The following is a 26,884-nucleotide window of genomic DNA, read 5'->3' on the forward strand; positions in this document are numbered from 1 at the left end:
TGCCGGTCGAGCACGCCGAACATGACACGCTCATCAGACCGTCGAGAATCTACATTGCGCCTCCCGACCGGCATCTGATGGCGCATAACGGCCGGATCAGACTCAGTGCGGGACCCAAGGAAAACTTCGCGCGTCCCGCAATCGATCCGCTGTTTCGCTCCGCCGCTATCGAGTATGGTCCGCGAGCGATCGCGGTCGTGCTCACTGGAAATCTTGACGACGGGGCCGCGGGCGCCGTCGCCGTGCGCGCGTGTGGAGGCTCCATCATCGTGCAGGACCCGATCGACAGCGTCGCGCCGTCGATGCCTGCCAGTGCCCTGCGAGCCGTTCCAGACGCGGTGATCGCCTCGCTCGACAAGGTGGGCGAAACCATCGTTCAGGCGCTGATGGCGCCCCGCCGGCCAAAGGTTATGGAACCGCACCCAACGCAGGTCGCTGCCGAAGCCCGCATCAGCACGACCGGCGTAACGTCACCGGCCGAGCTCGATCTGATTGGCGAGCGTAGTCCATTGACGTGCCCGGACTGCGGCGGCGTCGTCTGGCGGATCGGCACCGACGCTCCACTGCGCTACCGATGCCATACCGGCCATGCGTTCTCCAATCTGGCGCTCGCCAGCGCGCAACGGCTGGGGCTGGAAGAAGCCCTCTGGATCGCCATCCGGAAGGCCGAGGAGCGAGCCACGCTTGCTCTCGCACAAGCGGAAATAGCCAGGCGCAGCGGCGACGAAGCCCTGGCCGCGGCCGCGGGCGTCGAGCATGCCGAGTTCCAATCGCTGCAGGAGTCCCTTCGGCGCTTCGTGCTCGAAGGTACCGACAAGTAACCGGCGTCGCTGGCCGGATCGACGGACACCGCTTTCGATCATCGCTCCCGTCGCGTCGATTCTTTGCAGGAATTACGCGTCGCGGGTGTAGTTGGTTCAGCGGCGCTCGACTGCCTGCGCTCCCGATGCAAACGTCGCTGTGCAATCGATCGACCGTGCGGGCTCGGGCTACGTTTGTTCGCCCATCATCGGTGGTCTGTACCCGTGGCCCGCGTATTGCGCAGCGGACTATCGCAGACAGGGTTCGCCGGGCTCGCGGCACTCCGGCGCTTCAGCCTGTGCAGTCCCACCCGTCACGACGATGAGGAGCGGAAAATGCAAACGACGCAGCCAGCAGCGTTACAGCCCGAAACCGGCGAAGTGCGGCAAGACGCCGGCGATCCGTCCGGCAGCAGCATCACTGCACCGGGTGATGCGGCGACCGGGGAGTTGAGCGAAAAAGCGCAACGGCTGTACGCCGATTTCACACAAGTCGTGCGCCAGTCGACGGCGGAGCGTCCGGGCGCGGCGTTGGCGATTGCCGCGAGCGTGGGTTTCGTGCTCGGCGCGTTACACGGGAGCGCGAGACCCCGCAACGGTCGCGGACGATGGGAGCGGCGGGACTGATCCGCGCCCATTTTGCCCCAGTGCAACCGCCCCCGCGTCATACGCCGGGCGGCCGGTCGAGCGCTGCGTTTGCGCAACCAGCCACGCTCAGGAGTTCAAGAATGTCCATTCGTTTGAAAGTCACAAGGTGGCGAAATGTCGGCAGGTTTTGTATCGAGCGTGCCGCCGACTATGGCGAACTGCTGGGTATCGAACTCGATGAAACCCGCAAACGCCTGGTCCGCGAGTTGAGCGCGCTTGTTGCTCTGGCGGTGGCGGGGCTCTTCACCCTTTCTTTCCTATGCATCGCGATCATCGCCACCGCTTGGGGAACACCGTACTTCCTTCCGGTTGTATGGGGCGTCGCCGCGACGTGGCTGGTGCTGTCTGTCGTCTCGCTGACCATCGTTAGGGCACAGAAGCCCAGTCGGTCATTTCATGTCCTGAAGGACGAAATTCGTGACGACATCGATACGTTGAAGGAGGCACTCAGATGAGCCACGCACCCACTGCAAACGAGGAGGAGGCGGCTGTTTTGCAGCGCATGGCGGCATCGAGAACAGCCCTGCTCGCGGCCCGCTACGCTGCGCCGCCGGCCCGCTCGACATCGCGACATCCGAATTCCGTGAAGGTCGGCGACCTGATCGTGCGTGCACCGCGCGTCACGCTGCTGCTTGCGTTGTGCGCAAGCGCGATCATCCTTGGGCCACGCCGGACGCTCGCGGTTGCCGGCAGCACCGGAGCACTCGCCTGGCTCGGCCTGAGCGGCCGCCCGATGCTTTCGAAGCTGATGTGAACGGCTGCGGCGCGTGTGGCCCGCTCAAGCCGATCGGACTGCGCAAGTCTGCAACGCCGCCAGGCCCTCGACGCTCACGCGTGACCGTAGTGATCCGCTTTCTGACCTTCGATTTCGTATGTGTTCACGCTCAGTCGCCAAACGGGTTGTTGGCGGCTTTCACTTCCGTACTGAGGTTGTATTCCGCGCGCACGGCCTTGAGCACGCCGTCGATGTCGCGCTCGAAGCCAAGCGCGTTGCCAAAGTGCGTCATGTTCCAGTTGCAGCCGGTCCTGTCAGGCTCCTGCAACTGCGGTCGCGGCACACGAATCTTGACGCCATCCTCGACGATTGGCTGCAGCCGATGGATTCGCCTATCGACCTCCTGCTGGAGTTGCGAAGCATTGAGCGTCTTGCGGATCATCCCCATCTCCTTCCGTTAGTCGAACCAGTCATGCACGCGGCATGCCGCAAGTGATATTTGCCGGACGGCCGCTGCGTCCCTGTCGCTCGACCATCATACGCACGCGACGAACGATCGCCGCGTGAACTTTGGCGGCATTATGTGGACGAATAAGAACCGATGATCCGGATCTGACGCATGGCAAGCGTACTACTGGTCGACGATGATGCGCAGACGCTTGCAGCGTGGGCGGACCTGTGCGTCGCCGAGGGATTCGACGTGAAGTGCGCCACTGACGGCCACTCGGCGTTGGCCGCGTTCATGGAATCTCCGGTGGATGTGGTCGTCGCCGACTGGCGCATGCCGGTCATGTCAGGCAGCGAACTCTGTCACCGTTTGCGCACCTTCCCCGGTCTGCCGGACGTCGCCTTTATTCTGATTTCCGGCGAACCGTCCCCACCTGCCTTTGTCAGCTACGATGGCTTTCTACGCAAGCCCGTCGATGCCACAGTGCTGCTTGCCACGATGCGCCGTCTGCTGATCGAACGGGTGACGCATCGGAATTGGCCGGGCGGCAAAAACACATGACCTAGCCGCGCGGTTAACCGAGCGAAGTAAGCGACCCTCCGCGCGGTGCTTCGAAGTATCGGTGAGAGGCGGGTTCAGCGCCTCTCACCGGCAAACCTCAGTCAAGCCTTCGAGCGCGCGTTGCACGCGCCCGCAGGTACGCGACGCCTATTCTTCCTGAGTCCAGCGTGTGTTCGCGGGTCCTAGAAGTTATGGTTCATACCGAACGAGACGCCCGTCTGCTTTGCATGGCCGGACGGGTTCAGCGTTGCATTGGTCACGTAGCCACCCGTGAAATGCGTGTAGTCGACGTCAGCATAAAGCTCGGTGCTTTTCGACAGCGAATAGGTGACGCCCAGAATGGCGACGTCCTTTCTGCCGTCCACGCCGGCCGTCGAGTTCTTGTCGTCGTAATACGCGCCCGTTACGTGGAAGAACGGCGACGCCTTATAGCGGAAACCGCCCCACAGATATTGATTGCGCGTCTCCCCGTGCACCGTCGACGGAACGGCCTGGGTGGCGAGCGAATACCCCGCCATCAGATCGACTGGGCCGAGCGTCACGGCACCGCCCGCGGTGTATTGATTGTTGGCGAAATAAGGGGTGGTGGTCGCTGTGGCGGAAAGCGGGTTCGAGCGGTGCGTATAGCCTGCGCCGAACCGCAACAGCTTGCTGTGGTAGTTCAGGCCGCCCGCGAGCACACTGCCGCTGGCGAGACTGCCCGCAATGCCGCCCGGCGCATAGACGAAGCGCGGCGTCCACGCACCGAAGTCACCGTGATAGTGGATCGCGTTATCGTCGCGGCCATTGGTGCCGCCCGAAATCGCCGCCGCTTCGGTGATGCCCAGATAGCGCAGGTCGAACGGCTCGAAGTCCTTGATCAACCGGTGCTGCAGCGTGAACTGATGGCCCATGTCGACCTGACCGAACGGGCCGCCGAACCCGACGGTCGACGTGCGCGCAAACAACTGGTTGGTCGTACTGCTGTTGGCGCCAGTCGACAGGATATAGCCCGCTTCCAGGTTGAAGCGCGCGTAGTAGCCGCCGCCCAGGTCCTCGACGCCGAGAAAGCCCCAGCGATTCGATTTATAGACGCCACTCGAGGCCATCGTCAGCGCGGCACCGCCTGCCTTGGTGCCGTTCACGAGATTGCGCAGGCCGCCGTCCAGCGAGCCATACAACGTCACGCTGCTTTGCGCATGAGCGGCGCCGGCTGAAAGCCCCAATAAGGTTATGACGGCCAGCGAGCGCTTCAGACCGATTCCGCGTGTACCGCGACCTGCTACTTCCATTTCAAACATTTCTCCTCCATGGAACATCGTTAAATTCGTGGAGCAGGGGCTGTGCTGTGTGTTGCACTTGCCCTGCCATTAACCGTGCATTGCGCGAAGGTCGACCTGGAACTGCATGCGACGACCCGCGATGCCGTTATCCGAAACTGGCGCGCGCGTCGCTGCCGTGGATCTGAGCCCGCAGCTCACGCGTCGCCAGCGCGTGCAGTCGATCAAAACTGAGTGCGGATGCCGCCGCCGGCGGTGGTGCCGCTCGACATCTTGCTGGCGCGATCGGATAGCACCGCGACATACACGTCGGTGCGCTTCGACAGCGGGTAGTCGTACGAGAGCGCCCAGCTATTGCGATAAACCGAGCTATGGCCGCTACTCTTCGAATACGCGTCCGAGCCGAGAATCCGGCCGACGCCCACCGGAATCGAGAAGCCGAGCTGGCCGGTGTCGATGCCGACGTCGCCGTTCGGGATCGAATCCCAGATGTGCTGGTACTGGCCATATAGCTTCACGTAGTGAAGGTCGTACGACATACCGAGGTTCACCACTGACTGCGTCGTCATCCCCGGCAGCACGGTGGCGAGATCGCCGGCGTTCTGGCTGTACTTGATCTGCTGATAGACCATCGACGTCGCAAAGCCGCCGTTGCTGTACGAGACCTGGCCGCTCCACTTGTTCTGGCCGAGATGACCCGGCTCGTTGCCGAACGCATACATCGCGCGTCCGATGAGGCCATTGAACGACGGCGACGCGTAGTACACGGAGTTCCACCATTCACCGGCGTTGCCGAACACGCCCTGGCCATTCACGCCGACGTAGCTGTGCAGCACGATCGGCGAGAACACGAAGGAGTTCCAGAAAGGATTGAACGTAATGGTCGAGAACCATAGCAATGGCGGAATCAGACCGGCAGATGCGGTGCCGTAACGGCCGCTCACGCCAACGTACGCATTACGTGAAAACAGGCCGTCGTGCGGGTAACCGGTGCGGCCCATCGAGCCGTTCTGGATGTTGAAATAGCCTTCGAGGTCGAAGATGACACTCGTGCCGCCACCAATGTCTTCCGATCCGCGCAGGCCGAAGTACGGTGCCGTCATGCCGCCATTGCCGGCAATGACGCTCGACTGCCCGTTCATCGGCTTCTTGTAGGCGACGAATGCATCGACAAGCCCGTAGAGCTGCACACTTGATTGTGCGTGAGCCACTCCAGCGAATAGCGCGGTGCCAAGAACAAGCGCTTTTATCCCCACTTTTGTTTTCATCTATTTATCCTGCTTTTCGAGACCGTTGATTCGCGGCTGCGAAGCGGGGCGTCTTCGCACACGTTCGCACGTGTCGAATCGCATTCCGAAGGTTCGCTTTCTTTTAAGTACCGAAGACTGCCTTGCGTGTATTTCGACTTTTTTCTATGGGTGCTGCCGATCTTTGAAACAACGGCGCCGCGAAGGCTCGCAACTGCACGACGCCCGGGCATGGTCGACGGCCTGGCCTACGCCCGCTTACTACGCCCGTTTTCTACGCCCGGTTTTCCGCGCGAGACTGCGCGGCCGACGACTCATTCGACGGCTGCTGCTTCGAGCAAAGCAGCGAGTGCAGCACGACCAGCGTGAAACCGCCGGAGATCACCGGCTGCTGAAGCACGAGCTGCAGCATCAGCGGCATTGCATGGATGACGTCGGGCGAGATGAATAGACCGCCGAGGCCAACGAGAAACGCGAGCCCCGCCGCGATCAACCGCCGGTCGTCCCACTCCACGTGCGCGAGAATGTGTACGCCGTGCATGAAGACGATGCCGAACAGCAGCGTCGCGGCGGCCGAGATCACCGGGATCGGCACGACCACGAGCAGCATGTCGAACTTCACGCAGCCGCCGAATACGATCAAGAGCACGCCTGCGGCGAGCGTCACGAAGCGCGAACCGACCCGCGTCGCGCGCAGAATGCCGATGTTGTCGGGGTACGCGATCGTGCTGAAGCCGCCCCACACTGCCGCGACAACGGAACCGAGCGCGACGCCGAACAGCCCTTCGGACATGCGGCCGGGACTCAGCGTCTCATTGCCCCAGTCGGCGACTGTCTGGTAGAGGGCCATCGATCCCATCCCAGCCGGGATCAGCACGAGCAGAAACACCGCAACGAGATCGGCACGCGCGCCGAAGCCGAACGGGAAGATACGCGGCTCGACGAGCAGCGGCGCGGCGCTCACCGCCGCGAACGACATCGGCTGGAACAGCGTGTACGCGAGTGTGCCGAGCGCGAGGCCGAGCAGGATCGCGACGCTGCGCAGCCGCCGGCCGCCCCACAGCATCGCGAACACGATACCGGCCACCGCGACCGCGCCGGAAAACAGGTTCACCAGCGGGAAACCGGGATTTTTAGGGCTGCCGATCCAGGTCGGCAGCGCGACGCTGGCGATCTGCACCATGATCAACATCACGATCATTCCGGAGATGATGGGCAGGCGCAAATGCCGCACGAACATCCCCGCGACGCTGCGTCCGCGAATCGGCACCGTGAGCAGGCACCAGATCAGCGAAGCGACGAAGAACGATCCGAATGCCGTGCCGAGGCCGCCCGCTTGCAAATGACCGACCGTTAGCAGAGCACCGAAGCTGCCTGCGTACGGACCTTGCGCAATCGGCAGGCGCAACAGCAGCACCGACTGGAGGATCGTGATGATCCCGCACGCGATGAAGGTCATCCCGTACAGGTACGAGATCTGCGGATCGGACAAATGAAATGCGCGGCCGAGCAGTCCCGGGAACACGAACATGCCGGTCATGCCGAACACGTTCTGCAGCGCGAGCACGGCGAGTTGCGGGAGCGGCAGCCGCTCGTTGATTCCGACCTCGAAAATGCGCGCGGACGGTTGTTCTGCAGTGGTCTCCCGGATCGAAGCGCCGGGGTTCGGCATCTTGTTATTCAAGGTATGTCCCATTCGACCAAAAAAATCCTGTCTGCCGACGCGGACTTGAAGCCGCACCGCTCTCTTTCCCTTCACGCGCGATCGCACGAAGTGGGCACCTGTACGGCCGACTCGAACGACTCGCCCGCCCGGTTGTCGTCAGTGTTCGTCAGTTGTCGAGCGGAATGCCCTTGGTCTCGGGACCGAACCAGATCGACACCATGCCGACGATGAACAGCAGCGACACCGCCGCCGATGCCGCCGGGAACGAACCAAACCTCGCTACCACCACAGTGCCGGCGATCGGACCGATGCTGGTCAGCGCGCGGGCCATGTTCCAGCAGAAGCCCTGCCCTGTCGCCCGCACGCGGGTGGGGAAGAGTTCGGGCAAGTAAGCGGCAAACGTACCGAATGCGCCGATCACGAAATAACCGTAGACCGGCATCAGCCATAGCACCCGGCCGATGTCATGCACCGTCATGAACAGCACGAGCGACACCACCAGCGAGCCTGCCGAAAAGATGAAGTACGAGAGCCGGCGGCCCAGTGCATCGAGCATCCAGATCAGCGTCAGGTAGCCGAGCGTCGCGCCGATCATCATCAGGATGAACGCGTAGCTGACCGTCGTGCCGATGTCGCGATGATCGGCGGCTGCAACGGACAACTGATGAATCCAGCTCGGCAGGAACGTGAGACCGCCCCAGCAGCCGAGCATCGCAGCCGACGACACGACGACGCCGATGATCGTGTTGCGGCGTAGTCCCGGCGCGAAGATGGCGGTGAAAGTTTGCAGCGCCGATTCGGCTAACACGCTGTCGCGCACTTGCACCCAGCGTTGCGGCTCGGGCACGAAGCGGCGCACGAGGACCGTGACGAGCGCGGGAGCGGCGCCCACGGCGAGTACGACGCGCCAGCCGAAGCGCCCGAGCAGCAGGTTGTCGAGCGCCGCCGCGAGAAAGCCGAAGGCGAACGCCATCTGCATGATCTGCATCGCACGGACGCGTTGCCGGCCTGGCCACGATTCGGCGACGAGCGCGGCCCCCGCCGCCCATTCACCGCCGATGCCGAAACCGGCCATCGCCTGCGCCATAGCAAGCTGGCTCCAGGTCTTCGAGAATGCGCTCAGCAGCGTGAAAGCCGCGTAAATGAAGATCGTCCAGCCCATCACGCGCGAGCGGCCGAACCGGTCGGCGGCCACCCCGAACAGCACGCCGCCGATGCCCCATGTGAGCAGCTTGACCGCAATGATGTAGCTGCCGATCTTGCTGATCTCGGTGGCGTCAGTGCTGTGCAGCAACTGGCCGACGCTCGGCACCAGCACGAGCGTAAAGAGATTCAGGTCCATCGAGTCGAACATCCACCCGAGGAACGCCGAGATCAGCGCGAGCCACTGATAGCGCGACAACCTGAATCCCTGCGGATCGGCCGAAGCCGCCGACGCCGCGGTGGCGTCCCGGGTAGTGCCCATTGTGTCCGTCTCCTGATCTTTGCCGGTAAGGCGTGCGAGTCGTGCGGGTCGTATGCCCGTTTCATGATTTGCGGCAGTATAACGTAATGCAATGGGATTGCAATACGGATTATTGTATTACTGTCTGTCGCGCCGTGACTGACCCGCGGCACCTGCCTGCGAGGCAGGAGGACCATGATCGTGAGCAAGGGATGAGCGCGGCAGCCGCGATAGGGCTGAGCCGAGGGATAGCGCGCCGCACAAGCGATGAGCGCGCGAATGGGAGAAAAGAAGGTCGGGCTAGGTGCCGTTGACCGGGCCGCTCGGCAAGCCGACACGCCGCGCGGCGAAGATTCGATCTTCAGAGCGGCGTGTCAGGTCCGAAAGAAACGGCTGACGCGGGTTGGCCGGTCTACTCGGCGGCTTCGGCGAGCACCTGCACGGCCAGCCTCTCGGCTTCCTCGACATGACGCTTGCACGCCGCCGCGGCCGCATCGGCATCGTTGCGCATCACTGCGTCGACGATCGCCGCGATCTCGTCGTAGCTTTGCGGCAGACGCCCTTCCTGTGAGAGCGTCGTGGCACGCAGCATCATCACCCGCGTATGGACCAGACGCAGCATTTCCGTGAGGACTGGATTGCTGGCGCCGTCGAGCATCACGTCATAGAACCGGGCCTTCTGTTTAAGGAAGAGCATGATGCCTTCCTGGCCTTGGGTGTTGCGGATCGACGCGAGCTCGTGCAACGCCTGCTTCAATGCGACGCGCTGCTCGTCCGTCGCCCGGTCGGTGAACTGTCTGCCGGCGAGCGCCTCGAGCACCGCGCGTACTTCATACAAACCTCGCGCCTCGTCCCGTGTCATCACGGAGACGATCGGACCCTTGTGCGGAATGATCTGCACGAGCCCCTCGGCCACCAGTTGGCTCAGCGCCTCACGAACGAGGGTGCGGCTTACGCCGAGCATTTCGCACAACTCGCGCTCGATCAAGCGGTCGCCCGGCTTGAAGGTCAAGTCGCTGATACATGAGCGCAAACCGTCGATGACCTGCTGGCGCAGCGTCGCCACCGGCCGCACGACCAATCTGTTGGTATTCATTCCATCCCTTTGCCGTTTGAATTGATAGGAGCCACGCGAATGTTCGTAATACAATCATATTGACATTCTGCATCGAAGCTCCGATACTGCCTCCTATTATACAATCCTACAACAGTTGGATGAACCTAAGGACAGTCATGGAAGACATTACGCTTTCCCAACGCCGCGCGATCGGCGCAAAGATCCGTAAGGAAGTGCTGGGCGCGAGCCATACGCAGAGCAACGCGACTCCCAACCTTTTCGACGCCGTGTTCCTCGAGTACACGGAAGACGTTTGCTGGGGCAATATCTGGAACCGCGATGGGCTCACGCGCAAGACGCGCAGCATGTTGAACCTCGCGATGCTGGCATCGCTCGGCCGCTGGCACGAGTTCGAAGTGCATACGCGCGGCGCGGTGAACAATGGCGTGACGGAACAGGAGATCGCCGAAGTCGTGCTGCAAGCCGGCGTCTATGCGGGTATTCCTGTTGCAGCCGAAGGCCTGCGCCGCGCGAAGGCCGTCGTGCTCGACCTGAAGGCGAAGGCTGCTGCTGCCTGAAGGCGGCTTGCGGCCGGTGAAGGCGCCGTGCGGATTCGTCATCTCATTCCAGACGAGCAGTCTGGTGGTCCAGCGGGTCGCAGGCGTCTCGCGCCGAAGCTTGCGGCCCCCGTTGCCGATCGCGCTGAGCACCTGTCGCACCCGCGCATTACCCGTATACATCAATGTCTGATTCCACTTTCTGCGAAATTCCAGCCGGCCGCATCGCCTACTCGCGTCGCGGGACGGGGCGGCCGCTGGTTCTGCTTCATCCGATCGGTGTCGACCGAAGCTGGTGGGATGAATACGCCGAGGCCTGGGCCGCATCGTATGACGTCGTCGCGATCGATCTTCGCGGCCACGGCGAGTCCAGCCTCGTCACCGCTCCTGTCACGCTCGCCGATCACGCGGCCGACATCGCCGCGGTACTGCGCCAGGAACGCCTGACCGGTGCGACGCTGATAGGCGTATCGATGGGCGGCATGATTGCGCAGCGTGTCGCGATCCAGTTTCCCGAGCTGGTCGGCGCGCTGATTCTTTGCGCAACGGCCGGCGGGTTCCCCGCCGAAGTGCGCCCGCGCATTCTCGCGCGCGGCGACATCAGCCGGAACGGCTCGATGTCCGAAGTGATCGACGAAACCATTACGCGCTGGTTCGCCGCCGACACGCCGCGCCCCGAACTTGTCGAAAAGTGCCGCGCGCGGCTCGCCGCGGACGACTGGTATAGCTGGAGCGCGAACTGGCAGGCGATCTCGCTGCTCGACAACCTCGGCGAACTGCCGCGCGTAACAGCACCGGCGCTCGTCGTCGCGGGCGACGCCGACGCGAGCATTCCGCCGGCGGTCTCGCAGAAGATCGCCGATGCGCTGCCCAACAGCCGTTTCGTCGCGGTTCCGGGCGCCGCGCACTTTGGAGCGTTCGAGATGCGCGACACCTTCGCAGCGATATTCGACGACTTTCTGTCGACGCTCGCGCAATGAATTGAAACGTGGAGCCGCCGGCAGGTGCGACAGGTTTCAACCCGCCGCGCGGCTCAGTAGTGACTAGATAAGTGCAAGCGGAGCGGCACATCCACGGCCCGATCGCTCCTAGGAGGCAGCATGGCAATCACAATCCGTTCGTCTTTCATCGTCGAAGCACCGCCCTCGGACGTCTGGAAGACGATGATCGACATCGAACGGTCCGCACCGTGTTTTCCGGGCGCGGAACTCAAAGAACAGCAACCCGACGGCAGCTACAAGGGCGGCTTCACCGTGAAGCTCGGTCCGCTCACGCTGAAATTCGCGGGCAAATTCAAGATCGCTGAACAGAACGACGCCGCGCGCACGGTCGTGGTGTCCGCCAGCGGCACCGACACCAAAGGCCGTGGCGGCGCCGATGCGCAGATCAACGCGGCCGTCACCGACGCGGGCGGCGGCAAGACCAAGGTCGACGTCGTGTCGGACGTGAATCTGTCGGGCACGGTCGCGCAGTACGGGCGGGGCGCCGGGATGATCGAGGCGCTGTCGCAGCAACTGCTGAACCAGTTCGCCAAGAATCTGACCGCGCTCATCGAGGCCGATGCGGCGCACTCCGCCGAAGTCGCGCCGGCGACCACCAGCGAGCCGGTTGCGTCGAATTTGGCCGGCGAACCGGTTGCGCCGCGGCCCGCCACCGAAGCACGGCGCCCGCCGCCGCCAGCGGCAGCGGTCGTGCCGCTCGACGCCGGCGCGCTAGTGCGCAAGGCGATGTGGCAGTCGGTCCGGAATTTCTTCGCGCGGCTCTTCGGGATCAAACAGCAGCACTGAAGAAGCCACCGCCGCACTATCGGAGCACGCATGAAACCCAGTGAATTCCAGTACCACGCGCCGACCACCGTCGACGAAGCCGCGCGGCTGCTCGGCACGCTCGAGGATGCGCGAGTGCTCGCCGGCGGCCAGTCGCTGATGCCGATGATGAACTTCCGGTATCTGATGACGAGTCACCTGATCGACCTGAACGGCGTCGACGCACTGACCCGCATCGAAGAGCGCGACGGCCGCCTGCACATCGGCGCAATGGCGCGGCAGCGCGACATCGAACTGTCGCCGCTCGTCACGCAACGCGCACCGCTGCTTCGCGAGGCGTACCAGCTGGTGAGCCACAAGCAGATCCGCAATCGCGGCACGCTCGGCGGCAGCCTGTGCCAGCTCGATCCGTCGTCGGAACAGCCGTGCTTCACCGCCGCGCTCGACGGCGTATTGACGATCGCGCGCTACGAAGACGGCGCGGTCACGACCCGCGAAGTCCCGATGTCCGAGTGGGCGCTGATGTACATGACGCCCGCGCTCGAAGAAGGCGAACTGCTCGCCGGTATTTCGCTCGACATCTGGCCGGAAGGCCATGGCTATGCATTCGAAGAGTTCGCGCGGCGACACGGCGACTATGCGATCGTCGGCGTCGCGGCGCTCTGCACCGCCGACGCGCAAGGACGTCTGGACCGCGTGTCGCTGACGATCTGCGGCGTCGCGCCCGGCCCGGTGCGGATGCACGACGTGGAAACCGCGCTGCGCGGCCGCCCGATGGACGAGAGCGCGCTGCGCGTCGCGAGCGACGCCGCGCGCGCGCTCGACGTGATGACCGACGCGCACGTGAGCACCGACTACCGCCAGCATCTTGCCGGCGTCCTGACCGAAAGAGCGCTGAAAACAGCGTTCTCGCGCGTCGCAAGACAATCGTAGAGTGACTAAGGAGATGGACATGGAGACTCGTATCGTCAGAGTCGTCGTCAACGGCAAAGCTTATGAGCGCGAGGTCGAACCGCGCCGCATGCTCGGTGACTTCCTGCGTCACGACCTCGAACTCACCGGCACGCACTACGGTTGCGAGCACGGCGTATGCGGGGCCTGCACCGTACTGATCGAAGGCCGCACCGCGCGCGCGTGTCTGACGCTCGCCGCCCAGGTCAACGGCCGCTCGCTGACCACCGTCGAAGGGCTCGCCCACGCGGACGGCACGCTCAACGAACTACAAAAAGCCTTTACCGAAACACATGCGCTGCAATGCGGGTTCTGCACGCCCGGCATGCTGATGACGCTGACCGAACTGCTGAACGAAACGGATTCGCCGAGCGAAGCCGAGATCCGCGAAGCGATCACGGGCAATCTGTGCCGCTGTACCGGCTACCAGCCGATCGTGGCCGCCGCGCTGCTCGCGGCACAGCGCATCCGCGACCAGCGCGCCAACACACCGGCGGCACACGCTACGGAGTAACACGATGGAAATTTCCGACCTGAAGGGCGTTCCGACCGACCAGCGCTACATCGGCAAGCGCGTCACGCGCACCGAGGACAGGAAGCTGCTGCAAGGCCAGGGCTCGTACGTGGACGACCTGCACTTGCCCAACATGCTGCAGGCCGCCGTGCTGCGCAGCCCGCATGCGCACGCGAAGATCGTGTCGATCGACTGCACGGCCGCCCGCGAACTCAAGGGCGTGCACGCCGTTTACACGCACGCGGATTTGAGCGGCCGCGCACGCGGCCGCGTGCCGTCGATGCTGCCGAACCCGGCGATCCGCTTCGAGCGCACCCAGGAACTGCTCGCCTCGACGGAAGTCACGTTCGCGGGCGAAGCGGTCGCCTTCGTCGTCGCGGACAACCGCTATATCGCCGAAGACGCCTGCGGCCTGATCGAGATCGAGTACGACACGCTGCCCGCCGTCGCCGACTGCCGCGACGGACTGCGTGCCGAGTCGCCGCTGTGCCACACCGACGCGAAAGACAACGTCGTCGCCCATATCGAAATGGGTTTCGGCGACATCGACGCAGCCTTCGCCAATGCGCCGCACGTCGTCGAAGAAACCTACTGGCAGAACCGCGGCTCCGCGCATCCGATGGAAACGCGCGGTTATCTCGCCGAATATCACGCGACCAACGGCGAGTTGACCGTCTGGTCGTCGGGTCAGGCGCCCCACCATGAGAAGAAGAATCTCGTCGAGTTGCTCGAGTGGGATGCCGAGAAGCTGCGTGTGCTGATGAACGACGTCGGCGGCGGCTTCGGTCCGAAGCTGCCGTTCTATCCGGAAGAGGGACTGGTCGCGATCGCGGCGGTTGCACTCAAGCGCCCCGTCAAATGGATCGAGGACCGGCGCGAGCACTTCCTCGCGGTCACGCAGGAGCGCGACCAGTGGTGGACCGTGCGGATGGCGCTCGACAACGACGGCAAGATCCGCGGCGTAAAACTGGAGATGGTGCACGACAACGGCGCATTTCTGCCGTGGGGCATCATCACGCCGTACATCTCGATCACGACGACGCCCGGCCCCTACGTGATCCCCGCGATGGGCGCGAAGCTCGACGTCGTCTACACGAACAAGTGCGCGACCTCGCCGGTGCGCGGCGCAGGACGTCCGCAGGCGGTGTTCGCGATGGAGCGGATTCTCGACAAGGCCGCCCGCGCGCTCGGCATGGACCGCGCGGAGCTGCGCTGGCGCAATCTGATTCAACCCGAGCAGATGCCGTACGACGCGGGCTTCATCTATCGCGACGGCAGCCCGCTGCGCTACGACAGCGGCGACTATCCGGCGTGCCAGAAAGCAGCGCTGGAGCGCGCGAACTACGCGAGCTTCGCCGCACGCAAGGCCGACGCGCGCCGCCAGGGTCGCTTCATCGGCATCGGCATGGCGAGCTTCGTCGAAGGCACCGGCATGGGCCCGTTCGAGGGCGCGACGGTGCGCGTGCAGGCGAACGGCCGCATTGCCGTGATCACCGGCGCATCGCCGCAAGGCCAGGGTCACAAGACGACCTTCGCGCAGATCTGCGCCGAGCAGCTTAACGTACCGCTCGAAACGATCGACGTGATTACCGGCGATACCGGCGGCATCTCGATGGGCGTCGGCACGTTCGCGAGCCGCGTGACGGTCAATGCCGGCAACTCGGTCTACATCGCCGCTCAGGCCGTCGGCGAGAAAATGCTCACGCTCGCCGCCCATCTGTGGAAGTGCGAACCCGCCGAGCTCGTGCTGATCGAGGGTCACGTGGCGCGCCGCTCGGGTATCGAACAACGCATGAGCTACGGCCAGTTGGCGAAGATCTCGCAGGGCATGCCGGGCTTCACGATGCCGAAGGGCCTCACCGCGGGCCTCGAGGAGACGAAATACTTCTCGCCCGCGCAGTCGACGTATTGCAACGGCACCGCCGTCGTGGAACTGGAAGTCGATCGCGAGACCGGCCACATCACGATCCTCAACTATGTGATGGCGCACGACGCGGGCAAGCTGATCAATCCGATGATCGTCGATGGCCAGGTGATCGGCTCGGTCGCGCACGGCATCGGCAACGCGACGCTCGAATGGATGCAGTACGACGAGAACGCGCAGCCGACTACGACGAACTTCGGCGAATACCTGCTGCCGATGGCGACCGACGTGCCGAACATCGACATCGTGCACCTCGAAACGCCGTCGCCGCTGAACCCGCTCGGCGTCAAGGGCGCGGGCGAGGGCGGCACGATTCCGGCGGCCGCGGCAATCGTCGGCGCGATCGAGGACGCGTTCTCGGAATACGGCGTCGAATTCACCGAAGCACCGCTCGTACCGCAGCGCGTATTCCAGAAACTCAAGGAAGCGGGCGCATACGCGCGCTGACCTGCACGGGCGCTCGCTCGGCGCGGGCGCCCTCCCCTGTTTTCATTGTTTGGACCTCTTCTCCATGACGACCGAATTCACCGCAGCGCTCCATGAATCCGAATACCGGATCACCCTTGCCCAGCCGGAACTCGGCAACACGCTCACGCTCGAAGCGATGCGCGCGCTCGCCGCCGAGATCCGCAAGGCCGGCCGCGACAGCGCCGTAAAAATCATCCGCATCCGCGCGTCGGGTTCCGGGTTCTGCCGCGGCCGCGCGGTCGGCGCGCCGCCGGCCACGCCGCCGACGTCCGCGCAGTTCCGCCGCAACGTGGCCGATCCGATTCTCGATGTGTATCGCGCGATGCACGAAAGCGAAGTGCCGCTGCTGGCCGAAGTGCAAGGCGATGCGGAAGGCTTTGGCTGCGCGCTCGTCACCGCCTGCGACATGGCTGTCGCGGCGGACAGCGCGCGCTTCAGCCTGCCCGAGCTGCAAAAGAATTTGCCGCCGACGCTCGTGCTGTCCGTGCTGCGCCACAAGGTGCCGCCGAAGGCGTCCGCGCACATGGTCTACCTGACCGAAACCATCGACGCGGCCAATGCGCGCGAGTGGGGCATCGTCGCCGAGGTCGTGCCGGCCGCGAGCCTGAGCGAACGGGCCGACGCGATGGTCGCGTCGATCTGCACGCGCGATCGGATCGCGATCGCGACGCTGAAGACATACTTCCGCGAAATCACAATTCCCGACTTCTCGCTCGCGAGCGAAGTGGCCGGAGCGTCGCTCGCGAACGCAATGACGTCGATGCGCCGCTGAACCACCGCTTAACCACCGCTACGCGCAGTGCGGTGCACCGCGCGCGGCGCGTGCGAGACGGATCGAACAAGCAACACCTCGCCCGCTTCGGGCAACACACCAAGCAATAGGAGCGCCGCGCAACGCGGTGCTTCACGGGACTTCTAGCCATGGCTGATCAAGACACCACTTCCACGTCTTCCGCTAACCTGGGTTACGCGGACCTGCACGAACATATCGCACGCCTCGAAGCGGCAGGTTTGTTGTACCGGATCGACGAGCCGGTCAACAAGGACACTGAAATGCATCCGCTCGTGCGCTGGCAGTTCCGCGGCGGTATTCCCGAAGCCGATCGCAAGGCGTTCCTGTTCACGAATATCGTCGACAGCAAGGGCCGCAAGTACGACATTCCGGTCATCGTCGGTGGCATCGCCGCGAACCCGGAGGTCTATCGGATCGGCATGAACGTGCCGTCGCTCGACGACATCGGCGACGCGTGGAACCGTGCGATCGACAATCCGATCCCGCCCGTCGTGGTCGAAAGCGGCCCCGTGCACGACATCGTGATCGAAGGCAAGGACCTCGAAGGTCCGGGCAACGGGCTCGAATCGCTGCCGCTGCCCATCTCGACGCCGGGCTTCGACGCCGCGCCGTACATGACGATGACCGGCGTGATTTCGCGTGACCCGGAAACCGGCGTGCAGAACATGGGCACCTATCGCGGCCATCTGAAATCGGCGACGCGGCTGGGCATGATGATGCTCGTGAACCTGCGTGCGGGCGGTCTCGACCACTGGCGCAAGTACTCGGCGAAGGGCGAGAAGATGCCGGTTGCGATCGTGCTCGGCGCGCCGCCGCTGGTCGCGTTCCAGGGCCCGCAGAAGCTGCGCCCGAACACCGATGAACTGAGCGTCGCGGGCGGCCTCGCCGGTGCGCCGATCCGCGTCGTCAAGGGCCGCACCGTCGATCTGCTGGTGCCGGCCGAAGCCGAAGTCGTCGTCGAGGGTTACGTCGATCCGACGTTCCTCGAACCGGAAGGTCCGTTCGGCGAAAGCCACGGTTACGTTGCGCTCGAAGACTACAACATGTCCATCGAAGTCACGGCGATCACGCGCCGCAAGGACGCGGTGCTGACTTCGATCATCTCGCAGGTGACGCCGTCAGAATCGAGCGTGATCAAGCGTCTCGCCTACGAGCCGATGTTCCTGCGCCACCTGCGCGACCACCTCGGCATTCGCGGCATCAAGAAGGTGTTCCTGCACGAGCCGCTCACCAACTTGCGCCGCTTCGTGTTCCTGCAGTTCGAGCGCGGCTCGAAGAAGACCGAAGTCTGGCGCGCGCTGTACGGCACGATGTCGCTGCAAGCCGCGATCGGCAAGTTCGTGATCGCCGTCGACGACGACATCGATCCGAACAACGCCGACGCGATATTCTGGGCGATGGGCTATCGCTGCAACCCGGTCGAGGACGTGAAGCTGATTCCGTTCCGCGAGCATGGCCACGGCCCGCGCTCGGATCACGATACCGGCCTCGATTCGGCGATGCTGGTCGACGCGACGATGAAGGCGCCGATGCCGCCGCTCGCGCTGCCGAAGAAGGAATACATGGAGAACGCGAAAGCGCTGTGGGAACGCATCGGCCTGCCAAAGCTGAAGCCGGAGTCGCCGTGGTACGGCTACTCGCTCGGCGACTGGAGCGACGAATGGGACCGCAACGCCGAGCAGGCGACGCGCGGCGAATGGATGCAGCGCGACGCGTCCTACCAGGCACGCCGCCGCGCCGGCGTGGAGCCGAATTCGCCGGTGCGCGGCTACGAGAGCGTCGATCATGACGACGCATAACGGTACGCCGGAACGCATCATCGTCGGCATCACCGGCGCGTCCGGCGTGATCTACGGGATTCGCGCGCTCGAACTGCTCGCTGAGGCGGGCATCGAGACGCATCTCGTGATCAGCAAGGCCGCCGAGCTGACGATGACTTACGAAACCGACATCCGCGCGGCCGATCTGCGCGCGCGCGCGTCGCGCTGGTATGCGGCCGGCGACATCGGCGCGGCCATTTCCTCGGGCTCGTTCAAGACAAAGGGGATGCTGATCGTGCCGTGCTCGGTGCGCTCGATGAGCGAAATCGCCACCGGCATCACCAGCTCGCTGATCAGCCGCGCGGCCGACGTCGTGTTGAAGGAGCGCCGGCGTCTGGTGCTCGGCGTGCGCGAAACCCCGCTGCACGGCGGACATCTGCGCACGCTGGTGCAACTGTCGGACATGGGCGCGGTGATCGCGCCGATCGTCCCGGCGTTCTACCAGAAGCCGCAAACGATCGACGACATCGTCAATCACACGGTGGGCCGCCTGCTGGATCTGTTCGACATCGAAACCGGTGTGGTCAAGCGCTGGAAAGCGCAGCAGGAAGACTAGTAATGCCGCGGTAATGCCGCGGTAACGCGCGCGCCGCGCCGCTTTGACCCACTTCACAGGAGCGCCGCGCCGCCCGCACGGGCGCTCCCCCCTTTGCGACGATCATGACTGAATCCAATCTGCTGTCCCGGCTCGCCGACCCGAGCCTGTTGCGCACGCTCGCTTATATCGACGGCGCGTGGTGCGGCGCCGACGATGCGCGCACCTTCGCCGTCGACGATCCCGCCACCGGCGAGACCATCGCCCAAGTACCGCTGATGACGGGCGCCGAGACGCGCCGCGCGATCGAAGCCGGCGAACGCGCGCAGCGCGGCTGGCGCGCGCTCACCGCAGCGCACCGCGCAGCGATCCTGAAGCGCTGGCACGCGCTGATGGTCGCGAACACCGACGACCTCGCGGTGATCATGTCGGCTGAGCAAGGCAAGCCGCTCGCCGAAGCGAAAGGCGAAATTGCTTATGCGGCGTCGTTCATCGAATGGTTCGCCGAGCAGGCCAAACGGATCGACGGCGATGTGCTCGCGTCGCCGGCCGCCGACAAGCGGATGCTGGTGACGAAAGAGCCGATCGGCGTATGCGCCGCGATCACACCCTGGAACTTCCCGGCCGCGATGATCACGCGCAAGGTCGCGCCCGCACTCGCCGCCGGCTGCGTAATGATCTTGAAGCCGGCTGAAGCCACGCCGTTGTCGGCGCTTGCGCTGGCTGAGCTTGCGCATCGTGCGGGCGTACCGGCCGGCGTGTTCAGCGTCGTGGTCGGCGATCCTCGCTCGATCGGCGCGGAGATGACCAGCAACCCGATCGTGCGCAAGCTGTCGTTCACGGGCTCGACGCCGGTGGGCCGCCTGCTGATGAGCCAGTGCGCGCCGACGGTCAAGAAGCTGTCGCTCGAACTCGGCGGCAATGCGCCGTTCATCGTGTTCGACGATGCCGACCTCGATGCGGCCGTCGAGGGTGCGCTCGCGTCGAAGTACCGGAACGCCGGTCAAACCTGCGTCTGCACGAACCGCTTTTACGTGCAGGACGGCGTGTACGACGCGTTCGCCGAAAAATTCGCGGCGGCGGTCGCCCGCATCAAGGTTGGCAACGGTTTCGAGAACGGCGTCACGCAAGGCCCGCTGATCAACGAGGCCGCAATCGAGAAGGTCGAAGCGCATATCGCCGACGCGGTCGCGCACGGCGCACGCGTGCTCACCGGCGGCGCGCGTCATGCGGCCGGCAAGCTTTTCTTCCAGCCGACCGTGGTGAGTGACGTGACCGCATCGATGCGTTTCGCGACCGAGGAAACCTTCGGCCCCGTCGCCCCGCTGTTCCGCTTTCGCAACGAGCACGACGCGATCGCCGCGGCCAACGCGACCGAGTTCGGCCTCGCCGCCTACTTCTATAGCCGCGACATCGCGCGCGTCTGGCGCGTGTCCGAAGCGCTCGAGTACGGGATGGTCGGGATCAACACCGGCCTGATCTCGAACGAAGTCGCGCCATTCGGCGGCGTCAAGCAATCCGGCTTGGGCCGCGAAGGCTCGAAGTACGGCATCGACGAATATCTGGCGATCAAGTACCTGTGCATGGGTGGTCTCTGAGCCACCCGGCTGCGGCAACCGGGGTGCCTCCGCGTTGACACTCGTAATATCGCTATGCAATCATACAATCACACTGGTCTACCCATCCGCTGGGTCTCAAATTAAGGACGCAGAATGTCATCATCGACTCACGATCTTTCGCGAACGGCAGCTGCCGGCGGTGCCCCGCGCGACTTGCAGGAACATATCGCCCGGCTGGAGGCGAAGGGGCTGCTGACTCGCATCGACCGGCCGATCAACAAGGACACGGAACTGCACCCGCTCGCGCGCTGGCAGTTCCAGGGCGGCTTGCACGAAGATCAGCGCCGCGCATTTCTGTTCACCAACGTGGTCGACGGCGACGGCAACACTTATGACATCCCGGTGCTGATCGGCGGCCTCGCGGCCTCGCCGGAGATCTATGCCACCGGCCTGGGCTTACCCGTCGAGCAGATCGGCAAAGTCTGGATGGAGGCGATCGCCGAACCCGTCCCGCCGGTCATGACGGACAACGCGCCGTGTCAGGAAATGGTGATCAGCGGCGACGAGCTGAAGCGCAAGGGCTTGTCGCGTCTGCCGGTGCCGGTCTCCACCCCCGGCTTCGATGCGGCGCCCTATCTGACCGCGACCTTGTGCGTGACCAAGGATCCTGAGAGCGGCGTCCAGAACATGGGCACCTACCGCGCGGCGCTGAAAGCCGAGGACCGTCTCGGCGTGCGCATGGCGAGCCGCCTGTCGGGCGCGGGCGGCTATCTGCATTGGGAAAAATATCGCGCGAAAGGCCAGCAGATGCCGTGCGCGATCGTGCTGGGCTGCGCGCCGGCTGTGCTGTTCACCGGCCCGCAGAAACTGCAGATCGACCAGGACGAGATGGCCGTCGCCGGCGGCCTGATGCGCGCGCCGGTCGACGTGGTGCGCTGCAAGACCATTGATCTCGTCGTCCCCGCCGACGCCGAGATCGTGATCGAAGGCCTGATCGACACCGACGCGCTGGAGCCGGAAGGTCCGTTCGGCGAGAGCCATGGCCATATCGCGCTCGAAGACTACAACATGTCGATGCACGTCACCGCGATCACGATGAAGAAGAAGCCTGTCTTCGTGTCGATCATCAGTCAGGTGACGCCGAGCGAAAGCTCTGTATTGAAGAAGGTGGCCTATGAGCCGCTGTTCCTCGAGCATCTGCAGAAGGTGATGGGCGTACGCGGCGTCAAGCGGGTCGTGATGCATGAGCCACTCACCAACCTGCGCAAGGTGATCTTCGTTCAGTTTGCCCGGGGCACGCCGCAGGCCGAGGTGTGGCGCGGCCTGCAGGGCGCGGCGACTCTGCAGGCGCAGTGCGGCAAGCTGGTCATCGCCGTCTCTGAAGATATCAACCCGGAAAATGCCGACGCCGTGTTCTGGTCGCTGGCCTATCGCTCCGACTTCACGCACGACGTGCATGTGACGCCTTATCGGACCAGCGGGCACGGCCCCAAGTCCGGCCGCGCGCCGCTCGAAAGCACGCTGCTGATCGATGCCACGCTGAAGCACGACATGCCACCGCTTGCGCTGCCGACGGAGCCCTACATGAGCGCCGCACGCAAGATCTGGGAAGAGCTGGAACTGCCGAGCCTCGCACCGCAGTCGCCCTGGCATGGCTATCACCTGGGCGACTGGGACAAGCGCTGGGACGAGTATGCGGACGCGGCCACCAAAGGCGGCTGGCGCGAGACCGGCGAGCGCACCTGGGTCAACCGGCGCGGCGGCGTGAAGCCGGAGACGCCGGTTCGCGAAGCCTCGGGCGGCCACGGCGAGTAAGCGCCAACGCGCGAGCCGTATGTACACAACCCAGGTGCAGAGGCATCCGGAGACTCCATGACTCAAAACAATACCGTCGATATCGCCCATGTCGTCGAGACGCAGGAACGCAGCTGGTTCACCGTGACCCTGTTCGTGCTGTGCGCCCTCGTGATGCTGGCGGACGGCTTCGACAATCAGGCTTTGAATTACGCCGCGCCCGGCATCATCAAGGAATGGGGCATCAACCGTGCGTTGATGACGCCCGTGTTCAACGTCAGCATCGTCGGCTGGATGGCGGGTTCGGTCTTGTTCGCGATGCTGGCGGACCGCATCGGACGGCGGCGCGCGATCCTGATGGCGACCGCGCTGTTCGGCGCGTTCACGTTCGCGGTGCCGTTCGCGCACAATCTGGTCGAACTGTCGATCCTGCGCTTCTGCGCGGCGCTCGGCATCGGCGGCGGCATGCCGATGGCGGTCTCGCTGATCACCGACTATGCGCGCTCGGGCAAGCGGGGCTTGATCATCACCCTGCTCTACCTCGGCTACACCGCCGGCTCGGCCGGCGGCGGCCTGCTCGCGGCGGAGATCATCCCGGCCTATGGCTGGCGCTCGGTCTTCTATGTCGGTGGCGTCGGCGCGGTGCTGGCGGTCATCATTCTGTTCGCCGGCCTGCCTGAATCCATCCGCTACCTCAGCCTGCGCAATCCCACCAGCAAACGCATTCTGGCCTACGCCCGCAAGCTGAAGCCGAGCGCGCAATTCGCGGACGACACCCGCTTCACCATCCAGGAGCAGGTGCGCGCGGGCGTGCCGGTGGGCCACCTTTTCACCGAGGGCCGCTCGGCGATGACCGTGTTCCTTTGGCTGGGCCTCGGCCTTTCTTTCGTCACCCACTTCTTCCTGTCACAGTGGATGACGACGCTGCTGACCGACCAGATCGGCTTCGCCAATGCGGCGCGCAGCCAGGCTCTGTTTCAACTGGGTGCCGGCTTCAGCTGGTTCTTTGGCTGGTTGATCGACAAGAAGGGCGTCTCGGTGATGACGCTGACGATGATCCTCGGCGCGATTCCGGTGGCGGCGATCGGGCTGGCTGTCGGGACCGGCGCCGGTCTCACGATGGCGATGGCGCTGATCGCGGGTCTGCTGGTGCTGGGCGGGAATATCGGCCTGAACGCCATTTCGAGCATGATCTATCCGACCTTCATCCGCTCGACCGCGACCGGCGCGTCCTTCGCGGTGGCGCGCATCGGCGCGATCATCGGCCCGCTGCTCGCCGGTGTGCTGATCGCGTTCGGCACGCCGATCGGAACGATCTTTCTGCTCGGTGCGTTGCCGTTGCTGGCGGCCGGTGTCGCCTGCTTCATGCTCAACCGGACCATCACGCCGGAAGCAGCGCGGGAAATGTCGCTGCGCTCGGCGCTGTCGCGACACTGACGGGTCGCTGCGGAAGCCCGGCCTATGGCAGACAACCACTCGGTATTTTCATGGATAGCGTCAATCTCGAAGTGCTAAAGGCAAGCGTCCGCTGGATCGAAAGCGGCCGGCGCGTGCTGCTCGTCACCGTGGTCAAGACGTGGGGCTCGTCGCCGCGGCCCGAAGGATCGATGCTGGCGATCTGTGAAGACGGCGCGGTGGTTGGCTCGGTATCCGGCGGCTGCATCGAGGACGACCTGATCGACCGCGTGCGCCAGTTGGGGATCGAGCAGACGCGCCCGGAAACGATGAAGTACGGCATCTCGGCTGACGAAGCGCATCGATTCGGCTTGCCGTGCGGCGGCACCATCGAGCTGGTGCTCGAACCACTGACGCGCGCCTGCGGCATCGACGAGTTGTGCCGCCGGGTGGTGGCCGGGCAGCTTGTCGCGCGCTCGCACGACATGGCGAGCGGCGCGGCGAAACACGTGCCGGCGCACTCCAGCGGCGGCGTCGATTTCGACGGGCGCCGGCAGCTGACCATTCACGGGCCGCGTTACCGGATGCTCGTGATCGGTGCCGGTCAACTGTCCCGCTATCTTTGCCAGATCGCTACCGGTCTCGACTATCAAGTGACCGTCTGCGATCCGCGCGCGGAGTACACCGACTCCTGGGACGTGCCGGGCACGACGCTCGTGCGTTCGATGCCGGACGACACCGTGCTCGACATGAAGCTCGACGAGCGCTGCGCGGTGATCGCACTGACGCACGACCCGAAGCTCGACGACCTCGCATTGATGGAAGCGGTCAGAACCCGCGCCTTCTACGTGGGCGCGCTCGGCTCGCGCCGGAACAATGCCGCAAGACGCGAGCGGCTCGAGACGCACTTCGATCTCAACCAGGATGAAGTCGGCCGTTTGCGTGGGCCCGTTGGTATCTATATCGGCAGCCGTACGCCACCGGAGATCGCGGTGTCGATACTCGCCGAGGTGACGGCGGTCAAGAACGGTGTCGCGTTACCGGGCGAATTCCGGATCGACGAGGCAAAAACGATGCTGGATATCGCGGCGAATGAGCAGACGAGCTGCGCGGTCACGAGACCTCACTGATTCACGTCGATCGCGGAGATGTTGCGGTCATTGCGCCGCGACGGTGAACGGTGAGAGCCGCGCGAAGCGCAGCAGCCGCGCGGTTTTCGCAGAGACTCACACTCAGATTCAGATTCAGATTCAACCCACACTGATTCAAGACCAAGCGAAATAATAATCGGGGGCAACATGTTTTCTCGTCTCTCCATTGCCGGCCGGCTGTCGGCCGTGATGGCCTTGCTGGGCGTGCTGATCATCACGGTTGGCATGCTCGGCCAACTGGCCATCCAACGTTCGAACGATGCGCTGGACTACGCTTACTCGAACCAGCTGGCCGCATCGATTGCCGTGGGGCGAGCCAATCTGAAGCTCGAGATCGCGCGCGCGGTACTGAATCGCGCGCTGATGCACCCGGAGGACGCGAATGTGCCGGAGGCCGTCGCGAAATCGCTCGGCCATCTGTCGGATTCCGACCGCGCGTGGCACGCCTACCGCGCACTCGATCTTCCGCCCGACGAGCAGGTGCTCGCGGACCGCGTGCAGGAAGCGCGCTCGGCACTGATACAACATGGAATCGTGCCGTTGGCCGATGCCCTCAAAAAAGGCGACCACGACACGGCGGACCGCATCGCATCGAAGACGATGTCGCCGCTCTCGACTGTGCTGTCGAATAGCAGCGAAGCGCTCGATCATTGGAAGAGCGAGCATGGCAAGCAGGCGTTCGCCGCCGCTGAGCATTTCAACGCATGGCTGCGCGCGGTTGGCGTGGTGCTGATCGCGCTCGGACTGGCCGTGTGCGCGGGCTGCGCGTACGGGTTGCGCCGTGCGATCGTGACGCCGCTCGCGAGCCTGCTCGCGGCGCTGCAACGCATCGCGCAAGGCGATCTGACTGGATCGCTCAACGCACGTACCAGCGACGAAATGGGACAGCTCGTCGACGGGCTCGAACAGATGCAGGACGGCCTCGATCGGATGGTGCGGCAAGTCACTGGTGGCTTCGAATCGATTGCCACGACCACGCGGCAGATTGCCGCCGGCAACGACGACCTGTCGCAGCGCACCGAGGAACAGGCGGCCTCGCTGCAGGAAACGGCGGCCAGCATGGAGCAGCTCACCGCGACAGTCCGGCAGAATGCGGACAACGCACGCACCGCGCAGACGCTGACTGAATCGGCGCATAGCGTGACCGCGCGCGGGTCGCAGGTAGTCGGCGACGTCGTGAACACGATGACGGAAATCGACCGCAGCTCGCAGAAGATCGCTGACATCACCGGCGTGATCGAAGGCATCGCGTTCCAGACCAACATCCTTGCGCTGAACGCCGCGGTCGAGGCCGCCCGCGCCGGCGATCACGGACGCGGCTTCGCCGTGGTCGCGTCGGAAGTGCGTTCGCTCGCGCAGCGCGCCGGTGCGGCCGCCAAGGAAATCAAGACGCTGATCGACGATTCGGTCTCACGTGTGGCGTCGGGATCGCAGCTCGTCGGCGTCGCCGGCGAAACGATGCAGGAGATCAGCGACTCGATCACGCGTGTCACGACGATCATGCGCGAAATCGCGAACGCGTCCGATGAACAGCGCGACGGCATCGAGCAGGTGAGCCTCGCGGTGTCGCAGATGGATGAAGTCTCGCAGCAGAACGCGGCGCTGGTCGAGGAGGCAGCCGCCGCAGCCTCGTCGCTCGACAATCAGGCGAACGTGTTGCGCGATGCGGTGTCGGTTTTCCGGCTGAAGTAGTTGGCGGGAAGCGGCGCAGCCTCTGCCGGCTGGCGCAAGGATTGAAGTCGGCGCCGCTAAACCGACACCGATAGTAAAAGTCTGTTCGCCTGCGGTGTAGTGCCGCTCGCGCCGGTTCGG

Annotated in this window: 25 protein-coding genes; 19 read left to right on the plus strand and 6 right to left on the minus strand. The window is 64.5% G+C overall.

Annotated features, from left to right (window positions below):
- The 4 genes from VGH68_RS00050 to VGH68_RS00065 form a co-directional block, all read left to right on the plus strand.
- On the plus strand, nucleotides 1–821 hold an 821-nt coding region (locus tag VGH68_RS00050), incomplete at its 5' end, for a chemotaxis protein CheB (RefSeq protein ID WP_331601467.1).
- Between the two features lie 315 nt (nucleotides 822–1,136).
- The gene (locus VGH68_RS00055) at nucleotides 1,137–1,427 is read left to right on the plus strand and encodes a CsbD family protein (protein WP_331601468.1); all 291 of its coding nucleotides are present in this window, start codon (nucleotides 1,137–1,139) and stop codon (nucleotides 1,425–1,427) included.
- 101 nt (nucleotides 1,428–1,528) lie between these two features.
- A complete protein-coding gene (locus tag VGH68_RS00060; RefSeq protein WP_331601469.1) occupies nucleotides 1,529–1,903 on the plus strand; it encodes a phage holin family protein in 375 nt (124 codons plus the stop codon).
- The gene (locus VGH68_RS00065; protein WP_331601470.1) at nucleotides 1,900–2,202 is read left to right on the plus strand and encodes a hypothetical protein; all 303 of its coding nucleotides are present in this window, start codon (nucleotides 1,900–1,902) and stop codon (nucleotides 2,200–2,202) included. Before VGH68_RS00060 ends, VGH68_RS00065 begins: the two co-directional genes overlap by 4 nt.
- A gap of 130 nt (nucleotides 2,203–2,332) precedes the next feature.
- Here VGH68_RS00065 and VGH68_RS00070 read toward each other — a convergent pair whose 3' ends face one another.
- The gene (locus tag VGH68_RS00070; RefSeq protein WP_331601471.1) at nucleotides 2,333–2,605 is read right to left on the minus strand and encodes a hypothetical protein; all 273 of its coding nucleotides are present in this window, start codon (nucleotides 2,603–2,605) and stop codon (nucleotides 2,333–2,335) included.
- A 177-nt stretch (nucleotides 2,606–2,782) separates the two neighbouring features.
- Here VGH68_RS00070 and VGH68_RS00075 point away from each other — a divergent pair, with 177 nt between their 5' ends.
- The gene (locus tag VGH68_RS00075; protein ID WP_331601472.1) at nucleotides 2,783–3,172 is read left to right on the plus strand and encodes a response regulator; all 390 of its coding nucleotides are present in this window, start codon (nucleotides 2,783–2,785) and stop codon (nucleotides 3,170–3,172) included.
- 182 nt (nucleotides 3,173–3,354) lie between these two features.
- Here VGH68_RS00075 and VGH68_RS00080 read toward each other — a convergent pair whose 3' ends face one another.
- The 5 genes from VGH68_RS00080 to VGH68_RS00100 form a co-directional block, all read right to left on the minus strand.
- A complete protein-coding gene (locus tag VGH68_RS00080) occupies nucleotides 3,355–4,443 on the minus strand; it encodes a porin (RefSeq protein ID WP_331601473.1) in 1,089 nt (362 codons plus the stop codon).
- A gap of 212 nt (nucleotides 4,444–4,655) precedes the next feature.
- The gene (locus VGH68_RS00085) at nucleotides 4,656–5,699 is read right to left on the minus strand and encodes a porin (protein ID WP_331601474.1); all 1,044 of its coding nucleotides are present in this window, start codon (nucleotides 5,697–5,699) and stop codon (nucleotides 4,656–4,658) included.
- 253 nt (nucleotides 5,700–5,952) lie between these two features.
- The gene (locus tag VGH68_RS00090; protein ID WP_331601475.1) at nucleotides 5,953–7,374 is read right to left on the minus strand and encodes a uracil-xanthine permease family protein; all 1,422 of its coding nucleotides are present in this window, start codon (nucleotides 7,372–7,374) and stop codon (nucleotides 5,953–5,955) included.
- A gap of 136 nt (nucleotides 7,375–7,510) precedes the next feature.
- Nucleotides 7,511–8,809, minus strand: coding sequence for an MFS transporter (locus tag VGH68_RS00095; protein ID WP_331601476.1), 1,299 nt, complete (start codon nucleotides 8,807–8,809; stop codon nucleotides 7,511–7,513).
- Between the two features lie 391 nt (nucleotides 8,810–9,200).
- Nucleotides 9,201–9,884 (minus strand): GntR family transcriptional regulator, encoded by a 684-nt coding sequence (locus VGH68_RS00100; RefSeq protein WP_331601477.1) that lies wholly within the window; start codon nucleotides 9,882–9,884, stop codon nucleotides 9,201–9,203.
- Between the two features lie 137 nt (nucleotides 9,885–10,021).
- Here VGH68_RS00100 and VGH68_RS00105 point away from each other — a divergent pair, with 137 nt between their 5' ends.
- From VGH68_RS00105 to VGH68_RS00170, 14 genes are all read left to right on the plus strand, one after another.
- Nucleotides 10,022–10,423, plus strand: a complete 402-nt coding sequence (locus VGH68_RS00105; protein ID WP_331601478.1) for a carboxymuconolactone decarboxylase family protein — start codon at nucleotides 10,022–10,024, stop codon at nucleotides 10,421–10,423.
- 164 nt (nucleotides 10,424–10,587) lie between these two features.
- Nucleotides 10,588–11,382 (plus strand): alpha/beta hydrolase, encoded by a 795-nt coding sequence (locus VGH68_RS00110; RefSeq protein WP_331601479.1) that lies wholly within the window; start codon nucleotides 10,588–10,590, stop codon nucleotides 11,380–11,382.
- 120 nt (nucleotides 11,383–11,502) lie between these two features.
- Nucleotides 11,503–12,189, plus strand: coding sequence for an SRPBCC family protein (locus VGH68_RS00115; protein WP_331601480.1), 687 nt, complete (start codon nucleotides 11,503–11,505; stop codon nucleotides 12,187–12,189).
- A 30-nt stretch (nucleotides 12,190–12,219) separates the two neighbouring features.
- Nucleotides 12,220–13,101 (plus strand): xanthine dehydrogenase family protein subunit M, encoded by an 882-nt coding sequence (locus VGH68_RS00120; RefSeq protein ID WP_331601481.1) that lies wholly within the window; start codon nucleotides 12,220–12,222, stop codon nucleotides 13,099–13,101.
- A 19-nt stretch (nucleotides 13,102–13,120) separates the two neighbouring features.
- Nucleotides 13,121–13,633 (plus strand): (2Fe-2S)-binding protein, encoded by a 513-nt coding sequence (locus VGH68_RS00125; protein WP_331601482.1) that lies wholly within the window; start codon nucleotides 13,121–13,123, stop codon nucleotides 13,631–13,633.
- A gap of 4 nt (nucleotides 13,634–13,637) precedes the next feature.
- Entirely contained in the window at nucleotides 13,638–16,004 is a 2,367-nt protein-coding gene (locus VGH68_RS00130; RefSeq protein ID WP_331601483.1) for a xanthine dehydrogenase family protein molybdopterin-binding subunit, read from the plus strand.
- Nucleotides 16,005–16,068: 64 nt separating this feature from the next.
- Nucleotides 16,069–16,797: an enoyl-CoA hydratase/isomerase family protein gene (locus tag VGH68_RS00135; protein ID WP_331601484.1), complete on the plus strand. Its 729-nt coding sequence runs from the start codon at nucleotides 16,069–16,071 to the stop codon at nucleotides 16,795–16,797.
- Between the two features lie 149 nt (nucleotides 16,798–16,946).
- Nucleotides 16,947–18,617 carry a UbiD family decarboxylase gene (locus VGH68_RS00140; RefSeq protein WP_331601485.1) on the plus strand — a complete coding sequence of 557 codons (1,671 nt, stop codon included), beginning with the start codon at nucleotides 16,947–16,949 and terminating at the stop codon, nucleotides 18,615–18,617.
- Nucleotides 18,604–19,194, plus strand: coding sequence for a UbiX family flavin prenyltransferase (locus VGH68_RS00145; RefSeq protein WP_331601486.1), 591 nt, complete (start codon nucleotides 18,604–18,606; stop codon nucleotides 19,192–19,194). Before VGH68_RS00140 ends, VGH68_RS00145 begins: the two co-directional genes overlap by 14 nt.
- 104 nt (nucleotides 19,195–19,298) lie before the next feature.
- Nucleotides 19,299–20,771 carry an NAD-dependent succinate-semialdehyde dehydrogenase gene (locus VGH68_RS00150; protein ID WP_331601487.1) on the plus strand — a complete coding sequence of 491 codons (1,473 nt, stop codon included), beginning with the start codon at nucleotides 19,299–19,301 and terminating at the stop codon, nucleotides 20,769–20,771.
- Nucleotides 20,772–20,885: 114 nt separating this feature from the next.
- A complete protein-coding gene (locus VGH68_RS00155; RefSeq protein WP_331601488.1) occupies nucleotides 20,886–22,547 on the plus strand; it encodes a UbiD family decarboxylase in 1,662 nt (553 codons plus the stop codon).
- Nucleotides 22,548–22,604: 57 nt separating this feature from the next.
- Complete coding sequence (locus tag VGH68_RS00160; protein ID WP_331601489.1) at nucleotides 22,605–23,963, plus strand: MFS transporter; 1,359 nt, start codon at nucleotides 22,605–22,607, stop codon at nucleotides 23,961–23,963.
- Nucleotides 23,964–24,013: 50 nt separating this feature from the next.
- Nucleotides 24,014–25,051 (plus strand): XdhC family protein, encoded by a 1,038-nt coding sequence (locus tag VGH68_RS00165; protein WP_331601490.1) that lies wholly within the window; start codon nucleotides 24,014–24,016, stop codon nucleotides 25,049–25,051.
- 168 nt (nucleotides 25,052–25,219) lie between these two features.
- Nucleotides 25,220–26,764 (plus strand): methyl-accepting chemotaxis protein, encoded by a 1,545-nt coding sequence (locus tag VGH68_RS00170; protein ID WP_331601491.1) that lies wholly within the window; start codon nucleotides 25,220–25,222, stop codon nucleotides 26,762–26,764.
- Nucleotides 26,765–26,884: the final 120 nt, after the last annotated feature.

The organism is Paraburkholderia sp., from assembly GCF_036488505.1.
Lineage (GTDB): Bacteria > Pseudomonadota > Gammaproteobacteria > Burkholderiales > Burkholderiaceae > Paraburkholderia.